28 protein-coding genes are annotated in these 22,133 nt (G+C 39.4%); 15 read left to right on the top strand and 13 right to left on the bottom strand.

Annotation, left to right across the window (positions count from 1 at the left end):
• The first annotated feature begins 34 nt into the window (after positions 1 to 34).
• Genes KUV80_RS12315 through KUV80_RS12300 form a run of 4 tightly spaced genes read left to right on the top strand, consistent with a single transcriptional unit; the run spans position 35 to position 4,225 of the window.
• Positions 35 to 883 (top strand): AAA family ATPase, encoded by an 849-nt coding sequence (locus KUV80_RS12315; protein ID WP_222462997.1) that lies wholly within the window; start codon positions 35 to 37, stop codon positions 881 to 883.
• A gap of 12 nt (positions 884 to 895) precedes the next feature.
• The gene (locus tag KUV80_RS12310; protein WP_222462996.1) at positions 896 to 2,314 is read left to right on the top strand and encodes a CpaF family protein; all 1,419 of its coding nucleotides are present in this window, start codon (positions 896 to 898) and stop codon (positions 2,312 to 2,314) included.
• Positions 2,315 to 2,319: 5 nt separating this feature from the next.
• Positions 2,320 to 3,282 carry a type II secretion system F family protein gene (locus KUV80_RS12305; protein ID WP_222462995.1) on the top strand — a complete coding sequence of 321 codons (963 nt, stop codon included), beginning with the start codon at positions 2,320 to 2,322 and terminating at the stop codon, positions 3,280 to 3,282.
• A gap of 4 nt (positions 3,283 to 3,286) precedes the next feature.
• Positions 3,287 to 4,225, top strand: a complete 939-nt coding sequence (locus KUV80_RS12300; RefSeq protein ID WP_222462994.1) for a type II secretion system F family protein — start codon at positions 3,287 to 3,289, stop codon at positions 4,223 to 4,225.
• A gap of 108 nt (positions 4,226 to 4,333) precedes the next feature.
• Here the strand turns inward: KUV80_RS12300 and phnE (KUV80_RS12295) are convergent, their stop codons facing one another.
• From phnE (KUV80_RS12295) to KUV80_RS12280, 4 genes are all read right to left on the bottom strand, one after another.
• Positions 4,334 to 5,131: a phosphonate ABC transporter, permease protein PhnE gene (gene phnE / locus KUV80_RS12295; protein WP_222462993.1), complete on the bottom strand. Its 798-nt coding sequence runs from the start codon at positions 5,129 to 5,131 to the stop codon at positions 4,334 to 4,336.
• On the bottom strand, positions 5,128 to 5,946 hold the full coding sequence (gene phnE, locus KUV80_RS12290; protein ID WP_222462992.1) for a phosphonate ABC transporter, permease protein PhnE: 819 nt from the start codon (positions 5,944 to 5,946) through the stop codon (positions 5,128 to 5,130). The genes phnE (KUV80_RS12295) and phnE (KUV80_RS12290) overlap by 4 nt, the downstream gene beginning before the upstream one ends.
• Positions 5,946 to 6,716 (bottom strand): phosphonate ABC transporter ATP-binding protein, encoded by a 771-nt coding sequence (phnC, locus tag KUV80_RS12285; RefSeq protein WP_222462991.1) that lies wholly within the window; start codon positions 6,714 to 6,716, stop codon positions 5,946 to 5,948. Before phnC ends, phnE (KUV80_RS12290) begins: the two co-directional genes overlap by 1 nt.
• Positions 6,717 to 6,874: 158 nt before the next feature.
• The gene (locus KUV80_RS12280; protein WP_222462990.1) at positions 6,875 to 7,804 is read right to left on the bottom strand and encodes a phosphate/phosphite/phosphonate ABC transporter substrate-binding protein; all 930 of its coding nucleotides are present in this window, start codon (positions 7,802 to 7,804) and stop codon (positions 6,875 to 6,877) included.
• A 114-nt stretch (positions 7,805 to 7,918) separates the two neighbouring features.
• Here KUV80_RS12280 and KUV80_RS12275 point away from each other — a divergent pair, with 114 nt between their 5' ends.
• Positions 7,919 to 9,541, top strand: coding sequence for a bifunctional metallophosphatase/5'-nucleotidase (locus KUV80_RS12275; RefSeq protein ID WP_222462989.1), 1,623 nt, complete (start codon positions 7,919 to 7,921; stop codon positions 9,539 to 9,541).
• An 18-nt stretch (positions 9,542 to 9,559) separates the two neighbouring features.
• Positions 9,560 to 10,105 carry a hypothetical protein gene (locus KUV80_RS12270; protein ID WP_222462988.1) on the top strand — a complete coding sequence of 182 codons (546 nt, stop codon included), beginning with the start codon at positions 9,560 to 9,562 and terminating at the stop codon, positions 10,103 to 10,105.
• 277 nt (positions 10,106 to 10,382) lie between these two features.
• Here the strand turns inward: KUV80_RS12270 and KUV80_RS12265 are convergent, their stop codons facing one another.
• On the bottom strand, positions 10,383 to 11,027 hold the full coding sequence (locus tag KUV80_RS12265) for a sortase (protein ID WP_222462987.1): 645 nt from the start codon (positions 11,025 to 11,027) through the stop codon (positions 10,383 to 10,385).
• Positions 11,024 to 12,508: a hypothetical protein gene (locus tag KUV80_RS12260; protein ID WP_222462986.1), complete on the bottom strand. Its 1,485-nt coding sequence runs from the start codon at positions 12,506 to 12,508 to the stop codon at positions 11,024 to 11,026. Before KUV80_RS12260 ends, KUV80_RS12265 begins: the two co-directional genes overlap by 4 nt.
• Positions 12,509 to 12,645: 137 nt before the next feature.
• On the opposite strand from KUV80_RS12260, the gene KUV80_RS12255 reads away from it, so the two are divergent.
• The 3 genes from KUV80_RS12255 (at position 12,646) to KUV80_RS12245 (ending at position 14,069) form a co-directional block, all read left to right on the top strand.
• The gene (locus KUV80_RS12255) at positions 12,646 to 13,020 is read left to right on the top strand and encodes an SLAP domain-containing protein (protein ID WP_222462985.1); all 375 of its coding nucleotides are present in this window, start codon (positions 12,646 to 12,648) and stop codon (positions 13,018 to 13,020) included.
• Between the two features lie 14 nt (positions 13,021 to 13,034).
• Entirely contained in the window at positions 13,035 to 13,751 is a 717-nt protein-coding gene (locus KUV80_RS12250) for a lysophospholipid acyltransferase family protein (protein WP_222462984.1), read from the top strand.
• Between the two features lie 93 nt (positions 13,752 to 13,844).
• Positions 13,845 to 14,069: a hypothetical protein gene (locus KUV80_RS12245; protein ID WP_222462983.1), complete on the top strand. Its 225-nt coding sequence runs from the start codon at positions 13,845 to 13,847 to the stop codon at positions 14,067 to 14,069.
• 38 nt (positions 14,070 to 14,107) lie between these two features.
• Here KUV80_RS12245 and KUV80_RS12240 read toward each other — a convergent pair whose 3' ends face one another.
• A complete protein-coding gene (locus KUV80_RS12240; protein ID WP_222462982.1) occupies positions 14,108 to 14,605 on the bottom strand; it encodes a YajQ family cyclic di-GMP-binding protein in 498 nt (165 codons plus the stop codon).
• 176 nt (positions 14,606 to 14,781) lie between these two features.
• On the opposite strand from KUV80_RS12240, the gene KUV80_RS12235 reads away from it, so the two are divergent.
• Positions 14,782 to 15,579 carry an alpha/beta fold hydrolase gene (locus KUV80_RS12235; protein ID WP_222462981.1) on the top strand — a complete coding sequence of 266 codons (798 nt, stop codon included), beginning with the start codon at positions 14,782 to 14,784 and terminating at the stop codon, positions 15,577 to 15,579.
• A 245-nt stretch (positions 15,580 to 15,824) separates the two neighbouring features.
• On the opposite strand, the gene KUV80_RS12230 is transcribed toward KUV80_RS12235, so the two are convergent.
• Positions 15,825 to 17,039 (bottom strand): NAD(P)/FAD-dependent oxidoreductase, encoded by a 1,215-nt coding sequence (locus tag KUV80_RS12230; protein WP_222462980.1) that lies wholly within the window; start codon positions 17,037 to 17,039, stop codon positions 15,825 to 15,827.
• 100 nt (positions 17,040 to 17,139) lie between these two features.
• Between KUV80_RS12230 and KUV80_RS12225 the strand changes: the two genes are divergently transcribed.
• A complete protein-coding gene (locus KUV80_RS12225) occupies positions 17,140 to 17,673 on the top strand; it encodes a hypothetical protein (protein WP_222462979.1) in 534 nt (177 codons plus the stop codon).
• 59 nt (positions 17,674 to 17,732) lie between these two features.
• Here KUV80_RS12225 and KUV80_RS12220 read toward each other — a convergent pair whose 3' ends face one another.
• Together KUV80_RS12220 and KUV80_RS12215 are read right to left on the bottom strand one after the other, a co-directional pair.
• Positions 17,733 to 18,083: a general stress protein gene (locus KUV80_RS12220; RefSeq protein ID WP_222462978.1), complete on the bottom strand. Its 351-nt coding sequence runs from the start codon at positions 18,081 to 18,083 to the stop codon at positions 17,733 to 17,735.
• 177 nt (positions 18,084 to 18,260) lie between these two features.
• Entirely contained in the window at positions 18,261 to 18,815 is a 555-nt protein-coding gene (locus KUV80_RS12215) for a beta-class carbonic anhydrase (protein ID WP_222462977.1), read from the bottom strand.
• A 358-nt stretch (positions 18,816 to 19,173) separates the two neighbouring features.
• Between KUV80_RS12215 and KUV80_RS12210 the strand changes: the two genes are divergently transcribed.
• Positions 19,174 to 19,404 carry a hypothetical protein gene (locus KUV80_RS12210; RefSeq protein ID WP_222462976.1) on the top strand — a complete coding sequence of 77 codons (231 nt, stop codon included), beginning with the start codon at positions 19,174 to 19,176 and terminating at the stop codon, positions 19,402 to 19,404.
• A 246-nt stretch (positions 19,405 to 19,650) separates the two neighbouring features.
• Positions 19,651 to 19,974 (top strand): DUF5327 family protein, encoded by a 324-nt coding sequence (locus KUV80_RS12205; RefSeq protein ID WP_222462975.1) that lies wholly within the window; start codon positions 19,651 to 19,653, stop codon positions 19,972 to 19,974.
• A gap of 106 nt (positions 19,975 to 20,080) precedes the next feature.
• Here KUV80_RS12205 and KUV80_RS12200 read toward each other — a convergent pair whose 3' ends face one another.
• Positions 20,081 to 20,251 (bottom strand): hypothetical protein, encoded by a 171-nt coding sequence (locus KUV80_RS12200; RefSeq protein WP_222462974.1) that lies wholly within the window; start codon positions 20,249 to 20,251, stop codon positions 20,081 to 20,083.
• A gap of 194 nt (positions 20,252 to 20,445) precedes the next feature.
• Between KUV80_RS12200 and KUV80_RS12195 the strand changes: the two genes are divergently transcribed.
• Together KUV80_RS12195 and KUV80_RS12190 are read left to right on the top strand one after the other, a co-directional pair.
• Positions 20,446 to 20,673, top strand: coding sequence for a YvrJ family protein (locus KUV80_RS12195; RefSeq protein ID WP_222462973.1), 228 nt, complete (start codon positions 20,446 to 20,448; stop codon positions 20,671 to 20,673).
• 114 nt (positions 20,674 to 20,787) lie between these two features.
• Positions 20,788 to 21,159: a DUF423 domain-containing protein gene (locus KUV80_RS12190; RefSeq protein ID WP_222462972.1), complete on the top strand. Its 372-nt coding sequence runs from the start codon at positions 20,788 to 20,790 to the stop codon at positions 21,157 to 21,159.
• A 67-nt stretch (positions 21,160 to 21,226) separates the two neighbouring features.
• Here KUV80_RS12190 and gerQ read toward each other — a convergent pair whose 3' ends face one another.
• On the bottom strand, positions 21,227 to 21,673 hold the full coding sequence (gene gerQ, locus KUV80_RS12185; RefSeq protein ID WP_246625171.1) for a spore coat protein GerQ: 447 nt from the start codon (positions 21,671 to 21,673) through the stop codon (positions 21,227 to 21,229).
• Positions 21,674 to 21,685: 12 nt separating this feature from the next.
• Positions 21,686 to 22,117, bottom strand: coding sequence for a cell wall hydrolase (locus KUV80_RS12180; protein ID WP_222462971.1), 432 nt, complete (start codon positions 22,115 to 22,117; stop codon positions 21,686 to 21,688).
• Between the last annotated feature and the right edge of the window lie 16 nt (positions 22,118 to 22,133).

The raw sequence follows: 22,133 nt of genomic DNA, 5'->3' as shown, positions 1-22,133 counted from the left end.
ATTGATGAATATCTAAAAAAAGGGGTAGGCAATCATGGAGAGCCAACTGCGAGATCAAAGAGAAGTAAAAAGACAGGTACGGGGTGAAATGATTGCGGTATGCAGTGCCAAAGGAGGAATTGGCCGTACAGTATTAACGGTAAACCTTGCTGTCGCCCTGTGCAAAAAGAATATTCAGATCGGTGTTGTGGATGCAGACTTTCAATTTGGAGATGTTAGCTTAGCGCTGGATCTTCAGACTACATTTACGATAAAAGACGTCGTAGAGGAAATTCAGCAGTTGGATCAGCATAGTCTTGCAAACTATTTAAACAGGCATGAATCAGGAATCAAGGTCCTTGCTGCTCCTGAAAGACCGGAGTATGCCGACTTGATCGGGGAAGAAGCTGTTAGTAAGATCCTGGACTTATTATTGCTAGAGAACCATTATGTTTTAACAGATACCGGTGTAGGTTTGCCAGAACGCAATTTGCCTATTATTGAAAAAGCAGATCAAATTATACTTCTTACAAATCTTGAGATGGCTACATTAAAAAACACGAAATTGATGATGGAAACATTCGACATGCTCGGGTTAAAAGAAAAAGTACAGGTTGTCGTTAACCGTTCCACGATGGAAAGTGTTATTAACGCGGGAGACGTAGCAGATATTTTGAACATTGAAAGTCCTATTTTTATCCCGAACGACTGGCAGATCGCCACACAATCACTCAATATTGGTATTCCTTTTGTTGTGAATCAAGGAAAAACGGACATTGCCAAGGCCGTTTTTAAAATGGCTGAACAGATTTCTACGAGACGAGAAATTACTCTTTTACCAGCAGAATCAAAAACAGGAAGTGTATTAGGAAAACTTTTTCGCAGATCGAAAGTAAAAGGATAAGGAGAGGGATACATGAGTTTATTAGAAAAAATCCAGGCCAAGAATCCAGGTGGAGCCTCTCTGGAAGAAACACAATCTGCAGAACAGCCTGTTGGAAAAAAAGATTTGATATCCTCCTTTAGACAAGTAAAAAAAACAGAGAGTAAAGCAAATGTGAAGTCTTCTGAACGCAGGGAAAAAGTAACAAAACACCAACAGCTTAAAAATCTTTTACATAAACAGATTTTAGACGAACTAAAAGATGTGGCAGTAGAAGAGATTATTCCGAAACTAGATGGCATGGCCATTGATTTTATAAAAGAAGATGAAACCTTTAGAGGGGCAGTAGATCGAAAGAAAGTTATTGATGAATTAATTAATGATCTAACAGGTTTTGGTCCGATAAACCCTCTCTTGTTAGACGAAAATGTTACTGAAGTAATGGTTAACGGACCTCATCAAGTCTATGCCGAGAAAAAGGGAAAACTCGTTTTAACTCCTATTCAATTTAGAGATGAAGAACATGTTCTAAATGTGATAGAAAAAATATGTGCGCCGATCGGCCGGAGAATTGATGAAAGCAGTCCGATGGTTGATGCGCGGTTGCCAGATGGTTCTCGTGTAAATGCCATAATTCCCCCGTTATCATTGATTGGGCCTACTATAACCATCCGGAAATTCTCAAAAGATCCATTCACGATTGAAAATTTAATAGATTTTGGGACTGTCACAAGAGAGATGGCTGCATTCATTGAAGCTTGTGTAAAAGCTCACTTAAATATTTTTGTTAGTGGGGGGACAGGCTCCGGGAAAACGACTACTTTAAATGTTCTGTCTGCATTTATTCCAGGGGATGAGCGGATTATTACGATTGAGGACGCTGCAGAATTGCAACTTTGGCAGGAGCATGTAATCTCACTCGAATCCCGTCCGCCAAATATTGAAGGAAAAGGAGCGATAACGATACGAGACCTGGTACGTAACTCTTTGCGTATGCGCCCTGACCGTATTGTAATCGGTGAGGTGCGTGGGGGAGAAGCACTTGATATGCTGCAAGCGATGAACACTGGGCATGACGGCTCTCTTGCTACAGGTCACTCCAACTCTCCAAGAGATATGATCGCCAGGCTTGAAACAATGGTACTGCTTGGGGGAGTGGATCTTCCAGTTAAAGCGATACGAGAACAGATCGCAGGTGCTGTTGATGTAATTATCCAGCAAGCCAGGCTCAAGGATGGAACCCGGAAAATAACGCATATAACGGAAGTACAAGGACTAGAAGGTGACGTGATTGTCCTTCAGGATATTTTTGAATATAAACAAGAAGGTGTGGATGAGAACGGAAAGATAATAGGGCGCTTATCACCTACAGGCGTGAGGCCAAAATTCTTTGAACGCCTGGAACAATCGGGTATACACATTCCAACGAGTGTGTTTATGGAAGGAGATTGAGAGTGATGACGTATTTGTTTTTACTCCTTATCCTAGTAACTGCCTTTTTGTTCTTTTATGGAATGTTAAAGCTTATTTTTATGTCAAATAAACGATTAGAACGGCGGATGAAACACTTTTTAGAAATTAAAGACGGAAAAAAAGTAAAGCCGTCCAATTTTAACGTATTTGTCCAAGTTCAAATGTATAAGCAAAAAGTGAGAGATCAAGTGTTATCGAAGGAAAAAAACAAAAAGTTATCTGTAATGCTCGAGCAAGCAGGTATTCCTTTGAAATCTGAGGAGTATGTCATGTTTCAATGGATCATAGTATCCCTTTTAGGAATGCTTCTTTTGCTTATTACCAACTCCTTCTTCTTCTTAATAATCGGTGCAGGGATTGGTTATTTCACACCCGGAATCTGGGTAAAGAAAAAGAAAAAACAGCGTGTCAAACAATTTAATGAAGGTCTCCCTGATTTAATTACTACGGTTATTGGCTCTTTGCGGGCAGGGTTTAGTTTTCCTCAAGCGCTGTTAACGGTTGTTGAAGAAGCACAATCTCCTGTTAAAGAAGAGATGGAGAGGGTACTGAAAGAAATGCAATACGGAAGCACGATTGAGGAGGCACTAAATGAATTAAAAGTGAGGATGCCGAGTGAGGACCTTGATCTGATGATTCAAGCAATAATTATTCAGCGCCAAGTAGGTGGTAATCTTGCCACGGTTCTGGAGAAAATTGTGGAAACCATCCGAGACAGGACCAAAATTCAGCGTCAAATTACAACCTTGACTGCACAAGGGAAACTGTCAGGTATTATTATCGGACTCCTCCCCCTGATTTTAGCGATCCTTTTATATGTAATTGAACCTAATTACATTGGAACACTTTTTGAGAACATGATCGGCTGGGTGATGATTGCATGTGGATCCATATCAGGAATCATAGGTTTTATCCTTATCCGAAAAATCACAACAATTGAGGTGTAAAAAGATGATGTATCTTACTTTTTTTATAACCATTACCCTCATTGCGTACTCCATCTATGTTTGGGCGAGTGAGAAAAAGCAGTTTGTAGAAAGGCGTTTATCATCGGCATTAGGAATGAATGGACAAAGAAGCAACCTGGAAACCTCCGTCACTCTAGACATGCCTGTTTCCTTTTCAAACCGGTTTATCTGGCCCCTATGGAAGGAATTCAAACGAAGCTTTAAGAGAAGAATGCCTGGAGAAAAAGAAGCGAAAATCGAAAAGTTATTAAATCAGGCAGGAAATCCATTTGGAATGACACCTGTTGAATATCGTATGATGCAGATCGCACTTTTTATTTTTTTTCCAATCGGTTCCGTATTGTATAGCAAGCTATTAAACGTAGCTTTCGGAACAGGATTATTATTCTTTCTTCTAGGATTAGGAGTGGCTGCGTTCCTGCCCGGTTTTTATTTAAAACAAAAAATAAAAACAAGAAACTATTTCGCGTTACGTGAACTGCCAGATGTTTTGGATCTATTAACGGTTAGTCTAGAAGCTGGATTGGGCTTTGATGGAGCACTTAGCAAACTCGTCTCAAAAAAAGAAGGTGTTCTAACAGGAGAATTTCATCGCTGCTTAGAGGAGATGAGGTTAGGTAAAACCCGTCGTGAGTCGCTCGGGAAAATCAGGGAACGTCTGAGTGTTGATGAAGTGAGCTATTTTATTAGTGCGATTCTACAAGCTGAAAAATTGGGGATTGGAATGGTTCAGGTGCTGCGGATTCAATCTGCAGAAGTGAGAGACAGAAGAAAGCAGCGAGCGGAAGAAGCGGCAATGAAAGCGCCTGTTAAAATGCTGTTTCCTTTAGTGCTGTTTATTTTCCCAAGTCTTTTTATCGTTTTGTTAGGACCCGCAATTATCGATTTTGTGCAAACGTTTAGTGAGATGAATAAAAAGTAACAAAAAATACAACAGATAAACTCAAGAAGTCATTTGATTTCTTGAGTTTTTAAATGATACATTTTCGCACAAGAAAAGACAGCCTGTAAAAGCTGTCTGTCGAAATCACTAAACAATTCGTCTGCGAAGGTAACCTGAGATTATATCGATCAACGTAACCATCACTACAATTCCGAGCAAGATGATTCCTACACGGTTCCAGTCACGCGAAGTAAGGGCAAAAATAAGCGGCGTACCGATTCCTCCTGCTCCGATTACCCCTAAGATTGTAGCGGAACGAACATTAATCTCAAAGCGATAAAGCGTGTAAGACAAAAAGTCAGGAAATACTTGAGGAAGCACGGCAAACCAAAGAATTTGGAAGCGGTTCGCGCCTGTTGCAAGCAAGGCTTCTGTTGGTCCTAAGTCCATGTTTTCGATCGCTTCTGAAAACAGCTTTCCAAGCATCCCGATCGAGTGAAGCCCTAGTGCTAAAACACCGGCAAATGATCCAGGTCCTACAGCCTTAATAAAAATGATCGCCATAATGATCTCAGGGAACGTACGAACGATGCTTAGAGCAAATTTTCCTGTTCCTGAAATCTGTCTAAATTTGCTAATGTTGTTTGCTGCCCAAAAGGCAAAAGGGACACAAAGGATAGCCGAAATAAAAGTACCTAGAACGGCGATGGCAAGTGTATCAAGCAAGCCTCTAAGAAGGTCTTCTCCTTCGGGTAAATACACATAATCCCAATCTGGATTTAAGATTCCAGAAAGGATAGCTTTAGAAATGATAGCTGCGGTTTCTTTAAAACCATTAAACTCAATGCCGGCAAAAGACCAAACATACAGAAGTGTCAATAATACAAAAATAGTCAGCTTAAAAAAAATCTTTCGAGGTGGTCGTTTAACAGAATACGTACTCATAATAATTTCTCCCGTATCTTCGTGCTTGTGTAGTCAATGATCAAAACAATAACGAGTGTAAAAATGATGATGGACGCAACCCGGTCATATTGTAAAAAGCCGAGCGTTTTTTCATAATAGTGGCCAATCCCGCCTGCACCAACTAAACCAAGAACGGCAGCAGCACGGATGTTTACCTCGAACGTGTAAAGGGTGTACGACATAAAATGGGCTGAAATTTGCGGCACTACACCGAAAAAGATCCATTGTATCTTGTTGGCGCCGACCGCTGTCATCGCCTCGAGAGGTCCTTTATCGATCGCTTCAATCGTTTCATATAATAGTTTGGATATGAGTCCAAGTGAAAAGAAGGTTAGAGCCAGAATTCCCGGTATCGCACCAAGACCAAAGATTGCCACGAAGATTGCAGCTTTAAGCAAATCAGGAATTGTACGAATCAAATTTAAAAACATGCGTGTTGGATAAAAAAGAATTTTACTTTTCACAACGTTTGATGCCGCGAGCAGGGAAAGAGGAACAGCCATGATCGCACCAAACGTCGTTCCTAGAACAGCCATACGAATGGTTTCAAGCATCGGTTCTACGATAGGTTCAAAGTATGCCCAGTCAGGTGGCAGCATCTGTTCCATTAATTTGGCCATCTCTGGAAGTCCTAGAATCAATTCTTCGAATGTCGCTTCAGTCTGATAAGCACTAGCGAAAAGTAGACCAATAATAAAAAGTGCCGTTACATAATGCTTAAATTTGCTTGGCGGATCTGGAACATGACCAAGAGGTTTAAGTGTCTGTTTTTCTTGATTCCATTCCGTTTTCATCATACTGTTTCACCTAGCAACTCATCTTCACTGATTTCACGACCATAAATTTCAGAGAACTTATCATCTGTTGCTTCAGATACAGGGCCGTCAAAAACAACTTCTCCGGCACGTAACCCGATAATTCGAGTAGCATATTGTCTGGCAAGATCAATAAAGTGCAAGTTAACAATTGTTGTAATACCCAGCTCTCGGTTAATACGCTGCAGATCATCCATTACTTGAACAGTCGTTAATGGATCTAAAGAGGCAACGGGTTCATCAGCTAAGATGATCTTCGCTTCTTGTGCTAACGCTCTGGCGATGGATACACGTTGCTGCTGTCCGCCTGAGAGTTCATCTGCACGGGAATAAGCTTTTTCCAAAATATTAACACGCTCTAAGGCGCGAAGAGATAGATCAATGTCTTCTTTTGGGAACATTCCGAGAACGGTTCGTAATGTGGAATGGTATCCAACTCTACCTGACAGAACATTCTTCAACACGGACGAGCGTTTTACTAGATTGAAGTTTTGAAAGATCATACCAATATCACGGCGGATTTTTAACAGCTGTTTTCCATTTGCTTTTGTAATGGATTGATCATGAATGACAATCTCTCCATCTGTAATTTCATGCAGCCGGTTTATGGATCGAAGCAGCGTCGATTTGCCTGCTCCGGAAAGTCCTACGATTACAACAAACTCTCCAGGTTCAATAGTGAGATTAATGTTGTTTAAGCCAACTGTTCCATTTGGGTATACTTTTGAGACATTCTTGAACTCTATCATGTAGGTGGACCAACTTTCTGCTAGATTCATGTAACATTTGAAATTTCGACAAAACCAGAAACATTCCTGCAAATTTTTTATTATCTATACGGGACAAAAGAAAAACCGCAAAGAGGGTGTGACCTCATGCGGTTATCATGTTTGTTGCTTAATATAGATTACTCAGCCACTTTTTCTCCATATTCACGAACAATGTCGAAAATCTTATCTTCAGACTTAGAATAACCTTCGTGAGAGTAGATATCTTTCACGATTTGTTTTCCTTCTTCACTTTTAGCAATGTTAATAAAAGCGTCTTGGATTTTTGTTTTCCACTCATCACTCATGTCAGAACGAACAGAAATCGTATCGTTTGGAATTGGCTCAGTACGGTGAAGAACGCGAACATCATCGAATACAGAAGGATAATCCCCTTTAACAATGTTACGAGCATCTTCAAATACCGCTGCAGCATCTACATCTCCGTTAAGAACAGCTAGAACCGCTTGGTCATGTCCTTTTAATGTTACAGTTTCCACATCAGCCATTGGATCAATTCCAGCGTTCATCATTTCAACAGCAGGCCATACATATCCAGCAGATGAAGTTACGTTCTGGAAGCCCATTTTCTTCCCTTTAAGATCTTCTAAACTTTTAATATCAGAATCAGCTTTTACGACAATCATAGAACGGTATTCAGCTACAAGATCATCCGTAGGAGAACCGTCTTCTTCATTTACACCATAACGTTGTGCTTGAAGAATGACTTCAGCTGCATCGTTTTCTTTTGCTAATACATAAGCAGTTGGAGGAAGAAAACCTACATCTACCTTTTTGGATTTCATCGCTTCGATAATCGTGTTATAGTCAGTGGAAACACTTACTTTCACATCAATTCCGAGCTCGTCTTTCAATAATTTTTCAAGCGGCTTTGCCTTTGCTTCCAAAGATTCAGCGTTTTGAGAAGGAACGAATTGTACCGTTAATTCTTTTGGTACATAGCCATCCCCGGATTTACCAGTAGTTTCTTTTTCGTCGGAACTACATCCGGCTAAAACTGATCCGGCAAGTAATACGGACATGCCGACTGTTGCTAGTTTTTTAAACATTGTTGTCGAACCCCCATATAATATGTAAAATTTTCTTGCTTATTTATAATATCATATTTATATAAATGTAAAGTAAAAATTTTGTAAAGGTACTAATAATAGTAAAATTGTATAATGGTACTACATAGATGTTGGAAAGGAAGGTTGGTTTTATTGGAACAATCCCTACATATTTTTGTTACGAGTGATATTCATGGAAATGTACTTCCTATAACATATGGAAACAATCAAAAAGCTGACCTGGGTCTAGCAAAGGCTGCAGCGTTAATAACAGAGAAAAGAGAAGAACATAAGAATTGTATCGTGATCGATAATGGAGATCTTATACAAGGCACACCGCTCACTTATCATTACGCTAGAATAGGCGAGGAATCTATGAATCCGATGGTTCTTCTATTAAACGAGCTTAAATTTGATGCTGCTGTAATCGGCAATCACGAATTTAACTATGGTCTTCCTCTTTTACAAAAAACCGTCAGCGAATCTCAATTTCCATGGTTGTCCGCAAACATTATCTGGGAAAAATCGGGTGAACCTATTTTTGGACAGCCCTATGTCATAAAAACATTCGATAGTGGGCTAAAAGCCGCAGTTCTAGGTCTGACAACACACTATATCCCGAATTGGGAAAACCCTGAACATATTGCTGGCATTACGTTTTTAGATGCTGTTGAAACGGCAAACCGATATGTTCCCCTTTTAAAAGAACAAGCAGATGTGGTCATCGTTTCATATCATGGAGGTTTTGAAAGAGATCTAGAAACAGGAGAGCCAACAGAAGCACTTACAGAAGAGAATCAAGGATATAGGCTTTGTATGGAAGTTGAAGGAATAGACGTACTCTTAACAGGTCATCAGCACCGTCTGATCGAAGACAAAGAAATTAATGGCGTGGCCTTAATTCAGCCAGGTACACAAGGAAATGCAGTAGGTCATGTAGAAATAACAGTTAGAAATAGAAAAGATCGATGGGAAATCACACACAAAAAATCAGCCAACCTCTCAACGAAAGGGTACGATGCCCACGAACACGTGCTAAGATTGATCTCTCCATATGAAGAAAGAGCTCAGAAGTGGCTTGATCAGCCCATCGGTGTCATTGAGGGAGACATGGAGATTACGAATAGCATGGAAACGCGATTGCGTGATAATCCGCTGATTGAATTTATCAACAAAGTGCAGATGGATGCCGCTGGAGTTGATATCTCAAGTACAGCTCTTTTTGATAACAAATCAAAAGGATTTTCTTCCAATGTTACCATGCGTGATATTGTTTCCAACTATATTTATCCAAATACGCTAAAAGTGATCGAGATTACCGGTAAGGACATGAGAGAAGCTCTTGAGCGTTCGGCAGCTTATTTTATGGTGAACAAAGATGGTAAAGTTTCGGTTAATCCGGCTTTTTCAGTTCCGAAGCCACAGCATTACAATTATGACATGTGGGAAGGAATTTCGTATACGATCGACTTGTCAAGACCGATTGGTGAGCGGATCACGGAATTATCGTATAAAGATCAGGAAGTTAAAGATAGTCAAGTTTATAACGTAGTAATGAACAACTACCGTGCTGGTGGGGGCGGAGATTATCTTATGTTTAAAGGAAAGAAAGTCATAAAGGACATACCTATTGATGTTTCAGAGCTAATGGCCAATTACATGTTAAAAAGAGGAATCATTAAAGCAACGTGTGATCATAATTGGAGAGTTAAGGTACCTTCTTCCATTAAAAACTAAAGGAATGGGTGGGGCGATTTGAACAGGAAGCATTTTTGGGTTTATATAGTTTTGATTGTCTTTCTTGTAGGCTGTCAGAGTAAGGCGATGGGTACTTTGAACGATAAGGACTTAAAGCTGCAAGATCATCCGAAAGGTGCTTATCCAAGGTACTATGAACCGGTATCAAAAGAGGCTGCACAAAAAGCTGTGCCCTTTTCTTTAGAATTGCCAGATAAGCTGCCGTTTAAAGTCGTATTGTCTACTTTCCAGATATCCGATTGGGGTGAAAAGAGAAACATCCTGCTGGATACAGTATTCTATCCAAAACAGGAAGGGCAGAATGTTTATCTTGCTTATCGCATTTCAACGTTCCTTCAAAATGGAGAAAAGCTAAAAACCGAAGAAGTGGTTAAGCTTACAAACGGAACGAAAGCGTATTTTTCTGGAAACAGTGACTTGCCAATCTTAAGCTGGAAAGAAGATGGCTTGTATCATAAGATGGAGTATTTAATAAAAGAAGGAACGGACAGCAAGAAGGCAAAAAAAAACCTTTTAGAAGCTGCTAGTTCTATTTATAAATAAGCTGTTTTCCCATGCTATGTTGTTCTTGAGAGTGATTGATTTCCGCTCCAGGTTGCTCGCTTTCCACGGGGCGTGCGGTGAGCCTCCTTGGCGCTCTGTGCTAGTTGTGTCTCACCTGGCACATTGCTACCTTAGGAGTCTCGGACCTTGCGTAACTTTTATATGATGAGAGAAAAAAGATTCCAAAAGCAATAATTCTTTAGAAAAGAGTCATAAATAATAAAAAAGCTACCTCAGGGTCGTGGGCTACACGGTTGATCTGAGGTAGTTTTTTTGATTAATTGATACGTTCAGCTCTTACGATTAAACGGAACTCATCGGAGTAAAGAGGCTCACATGTTATCAATGTAATCTCTTCTTCTTTTTTAGCTTCTAGAACGGAGAGGTTATCCGGTGTTACAACAACTTTTTCATAGATTCGATAAAGGATGGGTCCGGAAGTCGTTTCTACTTTTATGGTGTCACCTTTTTCCACTTCATCCAAGCGATGAAAGAACTGTCCGTACGAATGTGAACGGTGCCCAGCCACGACACTATTGCCTTTTTCACCTGGAAAAGAGGTTGATGTCATCCATCCAATTGCATTTTGAAGGTCTTTTTGTGAAACACCTGGTACCATCATGGATTGCAAATCGATTTTAGGAATCGACATCTTCCCGATTACTCCCTTTTTGAGAGCTTGTCCTTTTGCTGTTTCAGAAGCTTTCGGATCGTTATCTTTTTCTGTGTTCGTCGATTTTGCTGCTTTTACTGCAGGAAGTTTAAGCGGATTGTCGTATGGTGTGTTTAACGCATTCCATTCTTTTTCTAGTGCCGCTTGTTCATTATTTGTTTGCCAGCCTGTGATCATAGGAAAAACGAGAAGGGCAAGGCCGATCATAAAGACGGCAATCCCTCCGCGCTTTATTGTTTTTGGATTCATGCCTGCATCCGAACTGCTTTATAGTACAGTCCGATTCCTAATAGCACAAACAACGTTCCGATCATTGTCCACGTTAATTGGCTAAACGGGCTTCCTGTTTTCGGCAGCGTGTTTCCTGAAGCAAGAGTGGGTTTTTCTGTATCTGTAACAACGACTGGTGCCTCACTGTCTGTAGAAGAAAGACCTTTAACGGTTGTAGAAAGGGAAGCGGTAACGCCAGTAGCACCTTCTGTCATGAGATCTGTAGAAAGCTCATCACCCGTACCTGAATAGGTTCCTGTTAAACTGACGTGAAGCTTTGTTATTCCTGTTTCTAAAGAAGGGATGATGATCCAAACAATACCGTCTTTATCCATTTCAATTTTGGCACCTTTTATGCCGGATACTTCAAGGTCTTCCACTTTAACAGAATCGGGCAAGAGAAGTCGCAGTTTATACGAATTTGCAGCTGTCCCGTTTTTATTATCAAGGTAGAGCATGTAATCTAAACAAAGCTTGTCTTTTTTCATTTCAGCCGTAAATTCACCTTTAGCAAAAATCTTCTTCCAATCGATCACAGGTGAATCTTTTATCGTGAAAGTAAGAGGAGCAAGAGGAACATCAGTCATCCCATCCATTCCAATCGTAAGCGGGAGCTGTAGTTTGTCCCATCCTTCCATTTTCTTTATGTTAAAATGCAGAACGATATTTGAATCATGCATTACTACCTTTGGCAGATAAATCATGGCGTACCCGTCTTTAATGGTGATCGTTGCACCTTCTATCCCAGAAATCATTGCTTCATTGATTTCAAGACTTTCAGGGAGTTTCATTTTCAGGATTACTTTTTCCATATCCTTGTTGTTTGTATTGTTCAGCATAAGCATCAGTCTTATTTTCACATCATTTTTAAACCATTCTATTACTTTTGCGTCTGGTTTAATGATGATCTTTGTTAGATCGATCATTTCCTCGTCATCGTCATCATCATCGTCATCATCGTTTTCTAATCCAAGCAAGAAAAATTTTACATCAAAGGTTAAGATCTCATCCTTTTCCATATCCGGAAGTGTTAAATTGATTCCAGTGGAAGTGTCATAGGTTAAGTGAATATCTTCTTTGTTTCGGTTTTTGTTGGTTTCCGTAATAAGAACTTCATGGGGAAAGGAGGTATCTAGCTGAGTTTCTGGAGGATAAGGGATGTTTACGGTTAATCCGCTGAGCGTACCCATAGTCTTGTTCTCAAGTTTAAACTTATAGACAGGATGCATTTTTTTCTCAGCGTCTGGTACATTTCCGTTAAGCGTTATCGCTCCTGTTAAGTTATGCATGGATGGACTTACGGTAAAATTAGAAAATGCCGTTACGCTGGAATCAATGTTGAGTACATTTTGTGTAAGTGTTTGTGTTTGTGCTTTAGATGAATCATTTCCTTCGGCTAAAGCGCTTACAGGAGCTAACAACAAACATGCTGCAAGTAGTGCAAAAAACGATTTTCTCAAAATCATTCACATTCCTTTCTAATTATGGGTAAATTTAGATACAAGGAAGATATACCCAAGAAGATTGTCGGAATAACATCTTTTTTGAAAAAATGGATAAAAAAATATGATAATATGAATCAAAGGGGTGATGCACCTTGCAAAAACTGGTATTCGAACCAGCGTGGGATAGGACTTTAGCACAGCGAGACAGATTGAACATCGAACAAATATTTTCTGACATTCATCATGAACAAAAAGAAGGACAACAGGCTGTGTTAGTAAAGACCGCATTCAATCATAAAGACGAATTTCTTGTAACAGTTTTATTAAATAACTATTCTAAAGAAGCATTTTCACTGTTAGGAAAAAGAGTGGTTTATAAAGAGGAAGAACAGATAGTAGCGGATTTCATGTCCGTTTATACGTTGGAAATTCCTGCCGAGACAAGTATGCCTTGGACATTTATCTTTCCAGCACACAGCTTAAGACAATCACCGACAGATAGAGCTGGTGAACTAACAATTAGTTAAAGTGGGGGAACGTTTTGCGTACGATTATATGGTTTTTTTATTTTTGGGGGATATTGATTACATATATTCCAGCGTTATATCGCGTCAAACATTTGCAGCAAACGGGCAGGATTGAAGAACGTGACGAATTAGTAGATAAAAAAGTAAAAGAGTGGTCACAATCTCTTGTGAAACTTAGCGGATCTAGTATAACGGTGAATGGGGAAGAAAACATACCAAAAGACACGGCTGTGTTATTTGTGAGCAACCATCAAGGTAATTTTGACATTCCATTATTATTAGGGTATATCGAGAAACCGAAAGCTTTTATTTCAAAGATCGAAGTGAAAAAAATGCCGTTTATTGGTACATGGATGGAGCAGCTGAATTGTTTGTTTATGGACCGAAATAATGTAAGACAATCGGTAAAAGCGATCAATGAAGGTGCACAACTGCTTCGGAACGGAACTTCGCTTGTGATCTTTCCAGAAGGGACGAGGAGTAAAGGAAACGACATGGCTAGTTTTAAAGCGGGAAGTTTTAAATTAGCGACAAAGTCAGGTGTTCCTATTATACCGGTTACTATCAATGGTTCTTATAAAATTATGGAGCAGCAGGGGTATTGGATTAAACCAGCAGAAGTTATTATTGAAGTGCACCCTCCTATCTATCCTCAACAGACTGAGGCGAAAGAGCTTGCTCAGCAGACCGAAATCATTATTAAAAAAGCCGTACAAAAAGCGGTATCTTGAAGGCATAAGGAAAAGTTCCCTTGATGGGTATGCGAACCATGTTAATATTTGGTATTATTGGATAAGAAGGTAAAAAATTCTAGGAGGAGTACTATGACCGGAATAATCTCAGTCATTATGATATTCTCAATTCCAATTATCGCAATCGTCTTAGGACATTTTAAATCACAGACAAAACTGAAACATAAGATGATAAAAGATGAGCTTGAACTTGAACGACTAAAGCACGACAACTATGTAATCGAGACACAAAAGATGAGACTGGAACTCGAGCAGATGAAGCTGTTAGATTCGAGCGACAAAAAAGAATCGGTGTAAAAAAAGCCTCTCCGTAAATAGAGAGGCTTTCACTATGGTTATCGATAATTAATGAACTGTACGTCAATAGGCAGGTTCGCTTCCTTTACAGCTGCAATGACCTGCTGCAGATCGTCCCTGTTCTTTCCTGTTACCCGTACTTGATCGTCTTGAACCTGGCTTTTTACTTTTAATCCGGAATTTTTGATCAAGGTGTTAATTTTCTTTGCATTTTCTTTATCGATTCCGGTTACAAGCTTAACGCGTTGACGAACGGTTCCGCCCGACGCTTGTTCAATCTTAGCGTAATCTAGGTTTTTTGTTGGTACCCCACGCTTAATAAGCTTCGTAATGAGAACATCCTTAAGCTGTTCAAGCTTATATTCATCATCAGATACTAAAACGAGCTCTTCGCTTGACTTATCAAGTGTAATTTCACTTTTGCTTCCTTTAAAATCATAGCGTGTTGTAATCTCCTTCGATGCAATGTTGATCGCATTGTCTACCTCAGATAGATCGACTTGTGAGACGATATCAAATGAACTTTCTTTTGCCATTTTCCTGAAACCTCCTGCCGTTCTTTTCGTTTATATAGTTATAGTATAAAGACAAACGTATTATGTTTCCAGTATGTACACATTCTTTTCCCTTAAGGTGGGTACAAAACTTTTAATTGTATGCTAAAATGAAGATTGGAATTTCATAGACGTTTAACCACTAGGAGGAGTACTTTTTGCTTCATTACAAAACATATACACACGAAAAAAATCATCAATGGGTGATTTTTGTCCATGGAGCAGGGGGCAGTTCATCCATTTGGTATAAACAGTTAAGAGAATTTAAACAACACTTTAATATTTTGCTTGTCGATCTAAGAGGTCATGGCAAATCACAATCGGACACTTTCTTATTAAAAAAATATTCTTTCAAAGAAGTAAGTCTTGATGTTCTTGAGGTTATGGATCATCTAAAGATACAGAAAGCGCATTTTGTAGGAATTTCACTCGGAACGATACTTATTCAAACGTTAGCTGAAGTAAAGCCAGAACGCGTTGCCTCCATGACACTAGGTGGAGCGGTTACGAAGATGAATTTCCGTTCGCGATTTTTGATCGCAGTAGGAAACCTTTGTAAGTCTTTCATTCCCTACATGTGGCTGTACAGCCTTTTTGCTTGGGTGATTATGCCGAAAAAAAGACATGAAGCTTCAAGATCGTTATTTATTGGTGAAGCTAAAAAACTTTGTCAGAAAGAATTTAAGCGGTGGTTTAAACTGACGCTGAGAATAAATCCGTTTTTGCACAACTTAACAAAAAAAGAGATTCCTATCCCCACGCTATATATTATGGGTGAAGAAGATTATATGTTTTTGCCGCCGATACAGGCTTTTATTGATAAGAAAAAACATTCAAAGCTATTGACGATTAAAGATTGTGGACATGTCTGCAATGTCGATCAGCCGGAGGTTTTTAATAAGAAGTCAATTGATTTTATTAAACAACAAATTGCAGCAGCACCGACTGCTTCATAATTAAGTGGAAGCCAGCTACATTTAGCTGGCTTTTTGTTTTTGATGAAGTTTGATAAACATCAAAATTACGCCATCACATAATAATAAGGGGTCATCAAATAAAAATGAGTCAACATCACATAAAAATGGCGCTTGATCAAATAAAAAAGTCGGTTGATCACATAATTAACCATATTGTGGAATTTTTTGTGTGCATAAAAAAACACCCCTCTACTAAAAAGAGAGAGGTGTCTTCAACCTATGATCTACAAGCTAACCGCCCGTGCAATGGTGAACAATCTTGAAGCGGGATGGAAGCCTTTTGTGATTAAATCTTTAATAATTTCCGCTCCAAGCATGCTATAGACGGTTCCATTGCCGCCGAAGCCTAAGCAATAATATTCACCTAGACGGTTCGGGTGTTCACCGATATAAGGAAGACCGTCATGGGATTCACCGAAAGTGGCACACCAAGAATGTGAAATTTCCGGCGAAAGGTCTGGAAAATGTTCGATAATTTTTTCAACGATGCGCTCTCCGCGTTCTCTGATGATCCCGTCATTTAGAGGAGCTTCAGGCTTATCTTCGTCTAGACCGCCAGCTATTATTCTTCCGTCCTTCGTCGTTCGCATGTACAAATACGGTCGCTTTGTTTCCCAAATCATCCATTCTTTGTACCACGTTTTTAAAGAAGGGAGAGGTTCGGTTGCTATCGCATAGGATCGATTAATGTCTGCTCCTAATTGCTGGGCAAGGAAATCATTCTCATACCCTGTTGCAAAAATGATATGTCGCGCTTGTACGGTTCCCTTCTCTGATTCACATGTAAATCCGTGTACGGTTTTCGTTTTACGCATAAGGGGAGTTTCTTCAAAAATTCTTACTCCGGCTTTGGCTGCATCTTTTAACATAATCTGAACAAATTTATAAGGGTTTACATCTGCATCTCCACCCGTTACAAGTGCTGCTTCTTTTGTAAAAGCAAATCGGGATGCGATCTCCTGAGGTTCGAGATACTCGACAGGGAAATCATATCTCTGTAACGCTTCGTATTCTCGAGCGAGTCTGGCCGCGTCTTCCCTCGTGCTGGCATAGTACAAGCTTTTTTGTTTTCGATACTCAGGATCTTCAGAAAGTTCCTGGGCAATCGTTGTTAGACTTTCTACAGCTTGTTGACAGAGCTGATAAAAATATACGGCATCTTGTTCGCCTTTTTGTTCAATAAGCTCATGAAGCATCTTGTCGCTGGAAAACTGCAGAAGGCCTGTGTTAGCTGAAGAGCTTCCAAATCCGGGTTTTCGTCTGTCGATTACGACCACGTCTAAATCTGTTTCTTTGCTTAACGTATAAGCGCAAAGTGCCCCAGACATTCCGCCACCAACAATCAGTACATCACATGTGATATTTTCTTCAAGTACTGGATAATTTTCTTCATTTTTATATGTGGTAGGCCAAAATAGCTGCCCATTGTGTAAGTTCATCGTTACTCCTCCTCGTCCTCTTTTCATTCCCCCGAAATCCACGATAGAAACCGCATGAAAGGAAATTTTTTTAAATAGAATTGAGAGAGGAGGGATGCACATGGTGTATGGGATCATCATAGGTTTAGTCTTTTCAGTTTTTTTATTGGTTTCTTTAATCATTCCAGTGAAATGGAGGGTGAAAGAATCTGCATTTATAAAATGTCCGGTTGAGAAACTATTCGAAGAGCTGTTACATGTAAAAAGGTGGACAGAGTGGCAAATGGACGATAACGATGAAATCGCTTTTTTATATGTTGGACCTGAAAAAGGTGAAGGTGCTGCTCAATATTGGGAGTCAAACGGAACGCCGGCTTGTCTACGAATAGATCGTTGTGTGCCTTTTAAAAGCATTTCTTATCAAATTCGATTGAATAGAGGTGAAACGGTCTTAAAGTGGCGAATGGATTTCTTGTCAGATAATCCGGATTCAACACACTTAACATGGATGTGTGAAGGCACTGCTCCAAAGCATCCGATTGAGCGATATCTGACCCTTTTTTATAAATGGAAAACAAAACAAGAAATGAAAAAAGCTATATTTAAGCTGCAAGAAGTGAATGCTGCAAAGTACGATGTTAAACAATCTGCATAAAAAAGTAAAAAGAGCCGCTAAACCCTTTTTAAAAAGGACTCAGCGACTCTTTCATTTTATTAAGGTAAATTGGTTACTTTGCCTTCATCTTTTACGATTAAGAGGATCTTGCCTAAATCTAGTCTTTTTTCATATTGATCTGCTTCTCCTTCAGATAACCCCATTTCGGTCATCTTTTTGCGAAGCTCGTCTCCTCGTGATTCAAACACGTTGCTTAAAGCAGTGCCTAATCCTTCTTCTTTTAAACCGATCGTATTGATATCGGCATGATCAGCAAGATCTCGGGTGTCATTTTTTTCGTGTGATAGGACATAGAGGTTGTCTTCATGAATACCTTTCGCTTTCAAATCGCTTGCAGCTGCAATCAATTCTTGTTGAGAGTTAAATTCATGTACAATAGGTTTTACCATTTCTTACATCCTCTCCTTTATACGAAGTTATAATGTGTATTCACGGAATGCAAAGATTCTAAACGTATAAACAGCAGGAGGATTTTACTATTTTAAAAAAGTTTCAGGCCTGATTGAGATCGTTTTTTTAAAAAAAAGACAATACGTCAAGTCGCATTGCCTTTTCTTTCTATTCAACTATTCCCGGTCTACAACATCCAATTTTCCTGTAGAAGGATCGATTACAAGACCGTGAACGCTTATTCCCTCAGGAAGGAGGGGATGGTTCCTTACTAATTCCACACTGTTTCTTACCGAATCTTCCACACTGTCAAATCCTTTTAGCCATTCTTTAAGGTTTAGGCCAGAATATTTTAGCGTATCAAGTGTCTCATCTTGTACTCCGCGTTCCTTCATACTTGTAATAAATTTATCAGGATTTACATTACTCATTCCGCAATCATAGTGACCGATCACCAATACTTCTTCTGCTTTTAGCTCATAGATGGCTACTAAAATACTTCGCATGATGGAACCGAAAGGATGTGAGATTATCGCTCCTGCTGATTTTACAACCTTTACATCACCGTTTTTAATGTTCATTGCATGAGGTAAAAGTTCAGTTAAGCGCGTATCCATACAGGAAACGATAACCAGTCCTTTGTCAGGAAACTTGGTAGTTTGAAAAGGCTCATACTCCTTGTTTTCAACAAATTTGTGATTAAACGCTAGAATTTCGTTAAGTACAGACATGATTTTCCTCCTCTTTTCTACAGTAAATCGTTCAGACTGAAAACAATAGGAATGTCTCCGTCTTTTTCTATCATAATCAGCGTGAACTCGCTAACAAATTCACACCTATTATAAACATTATACAAAAAGCAGTGCTCAATCTGCTCTTTTTTGTATGGAAAAGCGAATTTTTGTTGATAGAAACTTTTAAACAAAAGCACATTGTGACAAACATTTTGTGTGAAGGTACGTATAATCACAGATAACACCACATAAATTGGTAAGTTCGAAAGGAGGACTAAAAAAACAACAGCTTACCAGTACGGGTTTAAATAGATCGGTAACCTATAAAACTACATTACTGAAAGGGGAAGGGAACATGGAAGTTATGACGTACATGCTTTGGGTAGTGCTATTAATGGGGTCTGTCATGAAGAACTTTATTTTACTTGCTTCTGTGCCTAGATCGGGACAAGCAATGCCTGCAGTAGGTAATATTTCGGCACTCTTTATGAATGTAGAAAAGCGTGAGATCAATAAGTTAGAACGTGTATTTGTGGGAGCGGTAATCACAAATAATCAGGCGTTCAGCTGGGTAGATACGTCATAAACAAACCTGTTCTCTTAGAAATGAAAAAATCTATGAAAAAGGGGGACTTTTATATACGATATTTTATATGAGCATTCACTTGTATATTTGCGGCATGGATCACCGTGAATATGTTAGTTAATGAGAGTTATTGGGCGGAGTTTGGAACAGAAAGGCAGCTATCGGAGAGCTGTCTTTTTGTGCGTGATTTTCTTTCTGAGGGCTCGTTTGATAAAATAAGAAAAAAAGATTGTTGTGGTGAAAGAAATGAATATACCTGTTAGTCAGTTTGCAAAAAAAATAGAACAGCATGTAGCAGAAATTAAGCAGCTTAGCGAAAATTCTCCTAAACTGCGAGAACACGTTTCTGCTATTCAGGCACTTTGTGAAATCATGATGGAAGCAGGAAATGATCCTGTCGTTAAAGAGTGGGTACCGTCACACCCCATTCAAAAACCGGCAAGTATGGTAACTTCTCCTTCTGCCCAAAAAAGTAGTAAATCGATGATGGATTATGATATGGAGTATGAAGATGATGATAGCAATGACAGTGAAAGTGATGGAAATAATGATTCAATCTTTGATTTTTAATAGTAAAACCTGTTCAAAGTGAACGGGTTTTCTTTTTTTTAGCCCGAAAAGAAAAGCATTAACCTAAAAAAATGCAAAAAAAAAACAGCATCATATGTATGAGCTGTTAGATCGAAACGTATTGGTTTTGGTGTTCCATTCGCTTATCTTTGCGTTTTGCAATTTCAATCTGTTCATTAATCTTTTTATTAGAAAAGTAAACTGCTGTAGCTGTTGCTATTAAACTAAGTGCAGCTAGTCCTAGTATTGTATACATCATCGTAATAAGAAGTTCCATTTGATGCTCCTCCTTTGATTGTTTCCGTCTTAGTATCTTTATTCCACGATATAAAATATTCTAAACCCATTTTTTGTATAGGTCGAAGGATTCAAAATAAAAATATGCAAAAGGAATGATGGTAAAATTTTCTCTTTCGTTTTATAATAATTTTACGAACATATGTTCGATTAAAAATGAGGGGGAAACTTAAAATGAATCAGGCGACCGATTGGCTTAACTTAGTAAATCTCCTCGGTAATGTTGGATTCCCTATTGTCATCGCAGGGTATTTGCTATTTCAGTTTGAAAAGCGGATCCAAAGCCTTGAAGGCATTATAAGGGAGCTGCATTCAGAGTTAGTGGAAAAAGAAGAGCTAGAACGCAAAATCGATCAATACGTCCGGCTTCTGGACAGCGAACGCCAAGTGAAAAAAAGATAACGTTCGCCTTTTTTATCATGGACAAGTCGTCCGCCTAATTCCTTACAATCGTGTGGCAATCTTTTGTTTCAGTGCATGGAAGTGGTAAGATAAAAGAAAAACAGGAGTGGAAACATGAAGCTTTTTCTAATCTTAGGAGCCGTTAATGCGATGCTTGCCGTAGTGTTGGGAGCATTTGGAGCGCATGCGCTTGAAGCGAAATTAAACGAACGAAATATGCTGCACGTCTTTCAAACAGGTGTTCAATATCATATGTATCATGCTTTAGCTTTACTTGCTGTGGGCATTTTGCTCGGCAAATGGCCGGCATCAGCATTATTAAATGGAGCGGGTTGGTCTTTTTTTATCGGAATCATCCTGTTCTCTGGAAGTCTTTACGCGCTTTCAAACACCGGAATGAAGTTCTTTGGACCGATTACACCGCTTGGAGGACTTGCTTTTATCATCGGGTGGATCTTACTCATCATATCTGTAGTAAAAGCATAATAAGAAGGCGCCTAAACAAAAGGCGCCTTTTTTTATGACTGTCTTGACCAGACAAGATGGGTTTCTATCAACGAGGGCTGTATTGAGAGTATTGCCCCGATTGCTGAGTTCCATATGGATAGGTGTAGTTAATCTCTTCATCAAACGTGACATAGTTTACGTAGACCATCAATAGCAAATATCGTTTTCCTGTTTGCGGGTCACTTAAAATGATATGGTCACGGCCTGCAGCTTCAATAATCCCTTTAAAAACTTTTGCATTCCATTTTTCGTTATTTTCAAACGTCATGTACACAGTAGCTACTTTTCCTTTGTTTAAACGTAAGATATTTTCGATGTACGATTGCTCGATCGGAAGCTGACCAGGTAAACCGATATCTGGAAGTGGTCCACCACCAACGCCTGGTGCTTGCTGGGTTTGCGCCATCTCCTGGGGCACGCCCATTCCGGCCATGCCACCCATTCCATTTTGCTGACGATAATATTGCTCATAATTCGGTTGATAATAGCTCATCTACAAACCTCCCTAATAGGTGTTAAACACATTCGGACAATCGCTTTGTTTCGGCTGATAAAAACAGTGTGCTTTGTAACTTCCGGAAGATGGCTGATTGTACCAAGTAGGCGGACAAGCACCTGTTGGGTCAAAGAACCATAGAGAATTCTTAGCCGGATGAAAACGCTGACCATTGATGATCTTTTTGGCTAATCGCTTTTCATTCTCGCGGGCACCTTGATAAAAATAGCCTTTAATGGTCGCTTCAAATCCCCCTGGTCTTTGGAACACCATCTGCTGCATCGTCCGGATATTTTTAAAATCAAGGCAATTGGAACGAATACGGTTTACGCCAACATTCCCAACAAGCAGCATACCTTGGTCGCCTTCACCTTCCGCTTCCGCTCGCATTAACCGGGCAAGCAATTCAATATCTTTATTTGTTGCTTTAATAACAGCCAAAATTATTCCCCCTCTA

Source organism: Fictibacillus nanhaiensis, assembly GCF_019801215.1.
Lineage (GTDB): Bacteria > Bacillota > Bacilli > Bacillales > Fictibacillaceae > Fictibacillus > Fictibacillus nanhaiensis_C.
Note: the sequence above shows the minus strand (reverse complement) of the source record. Positions and strands in the feature narration are given on the sequence as shown.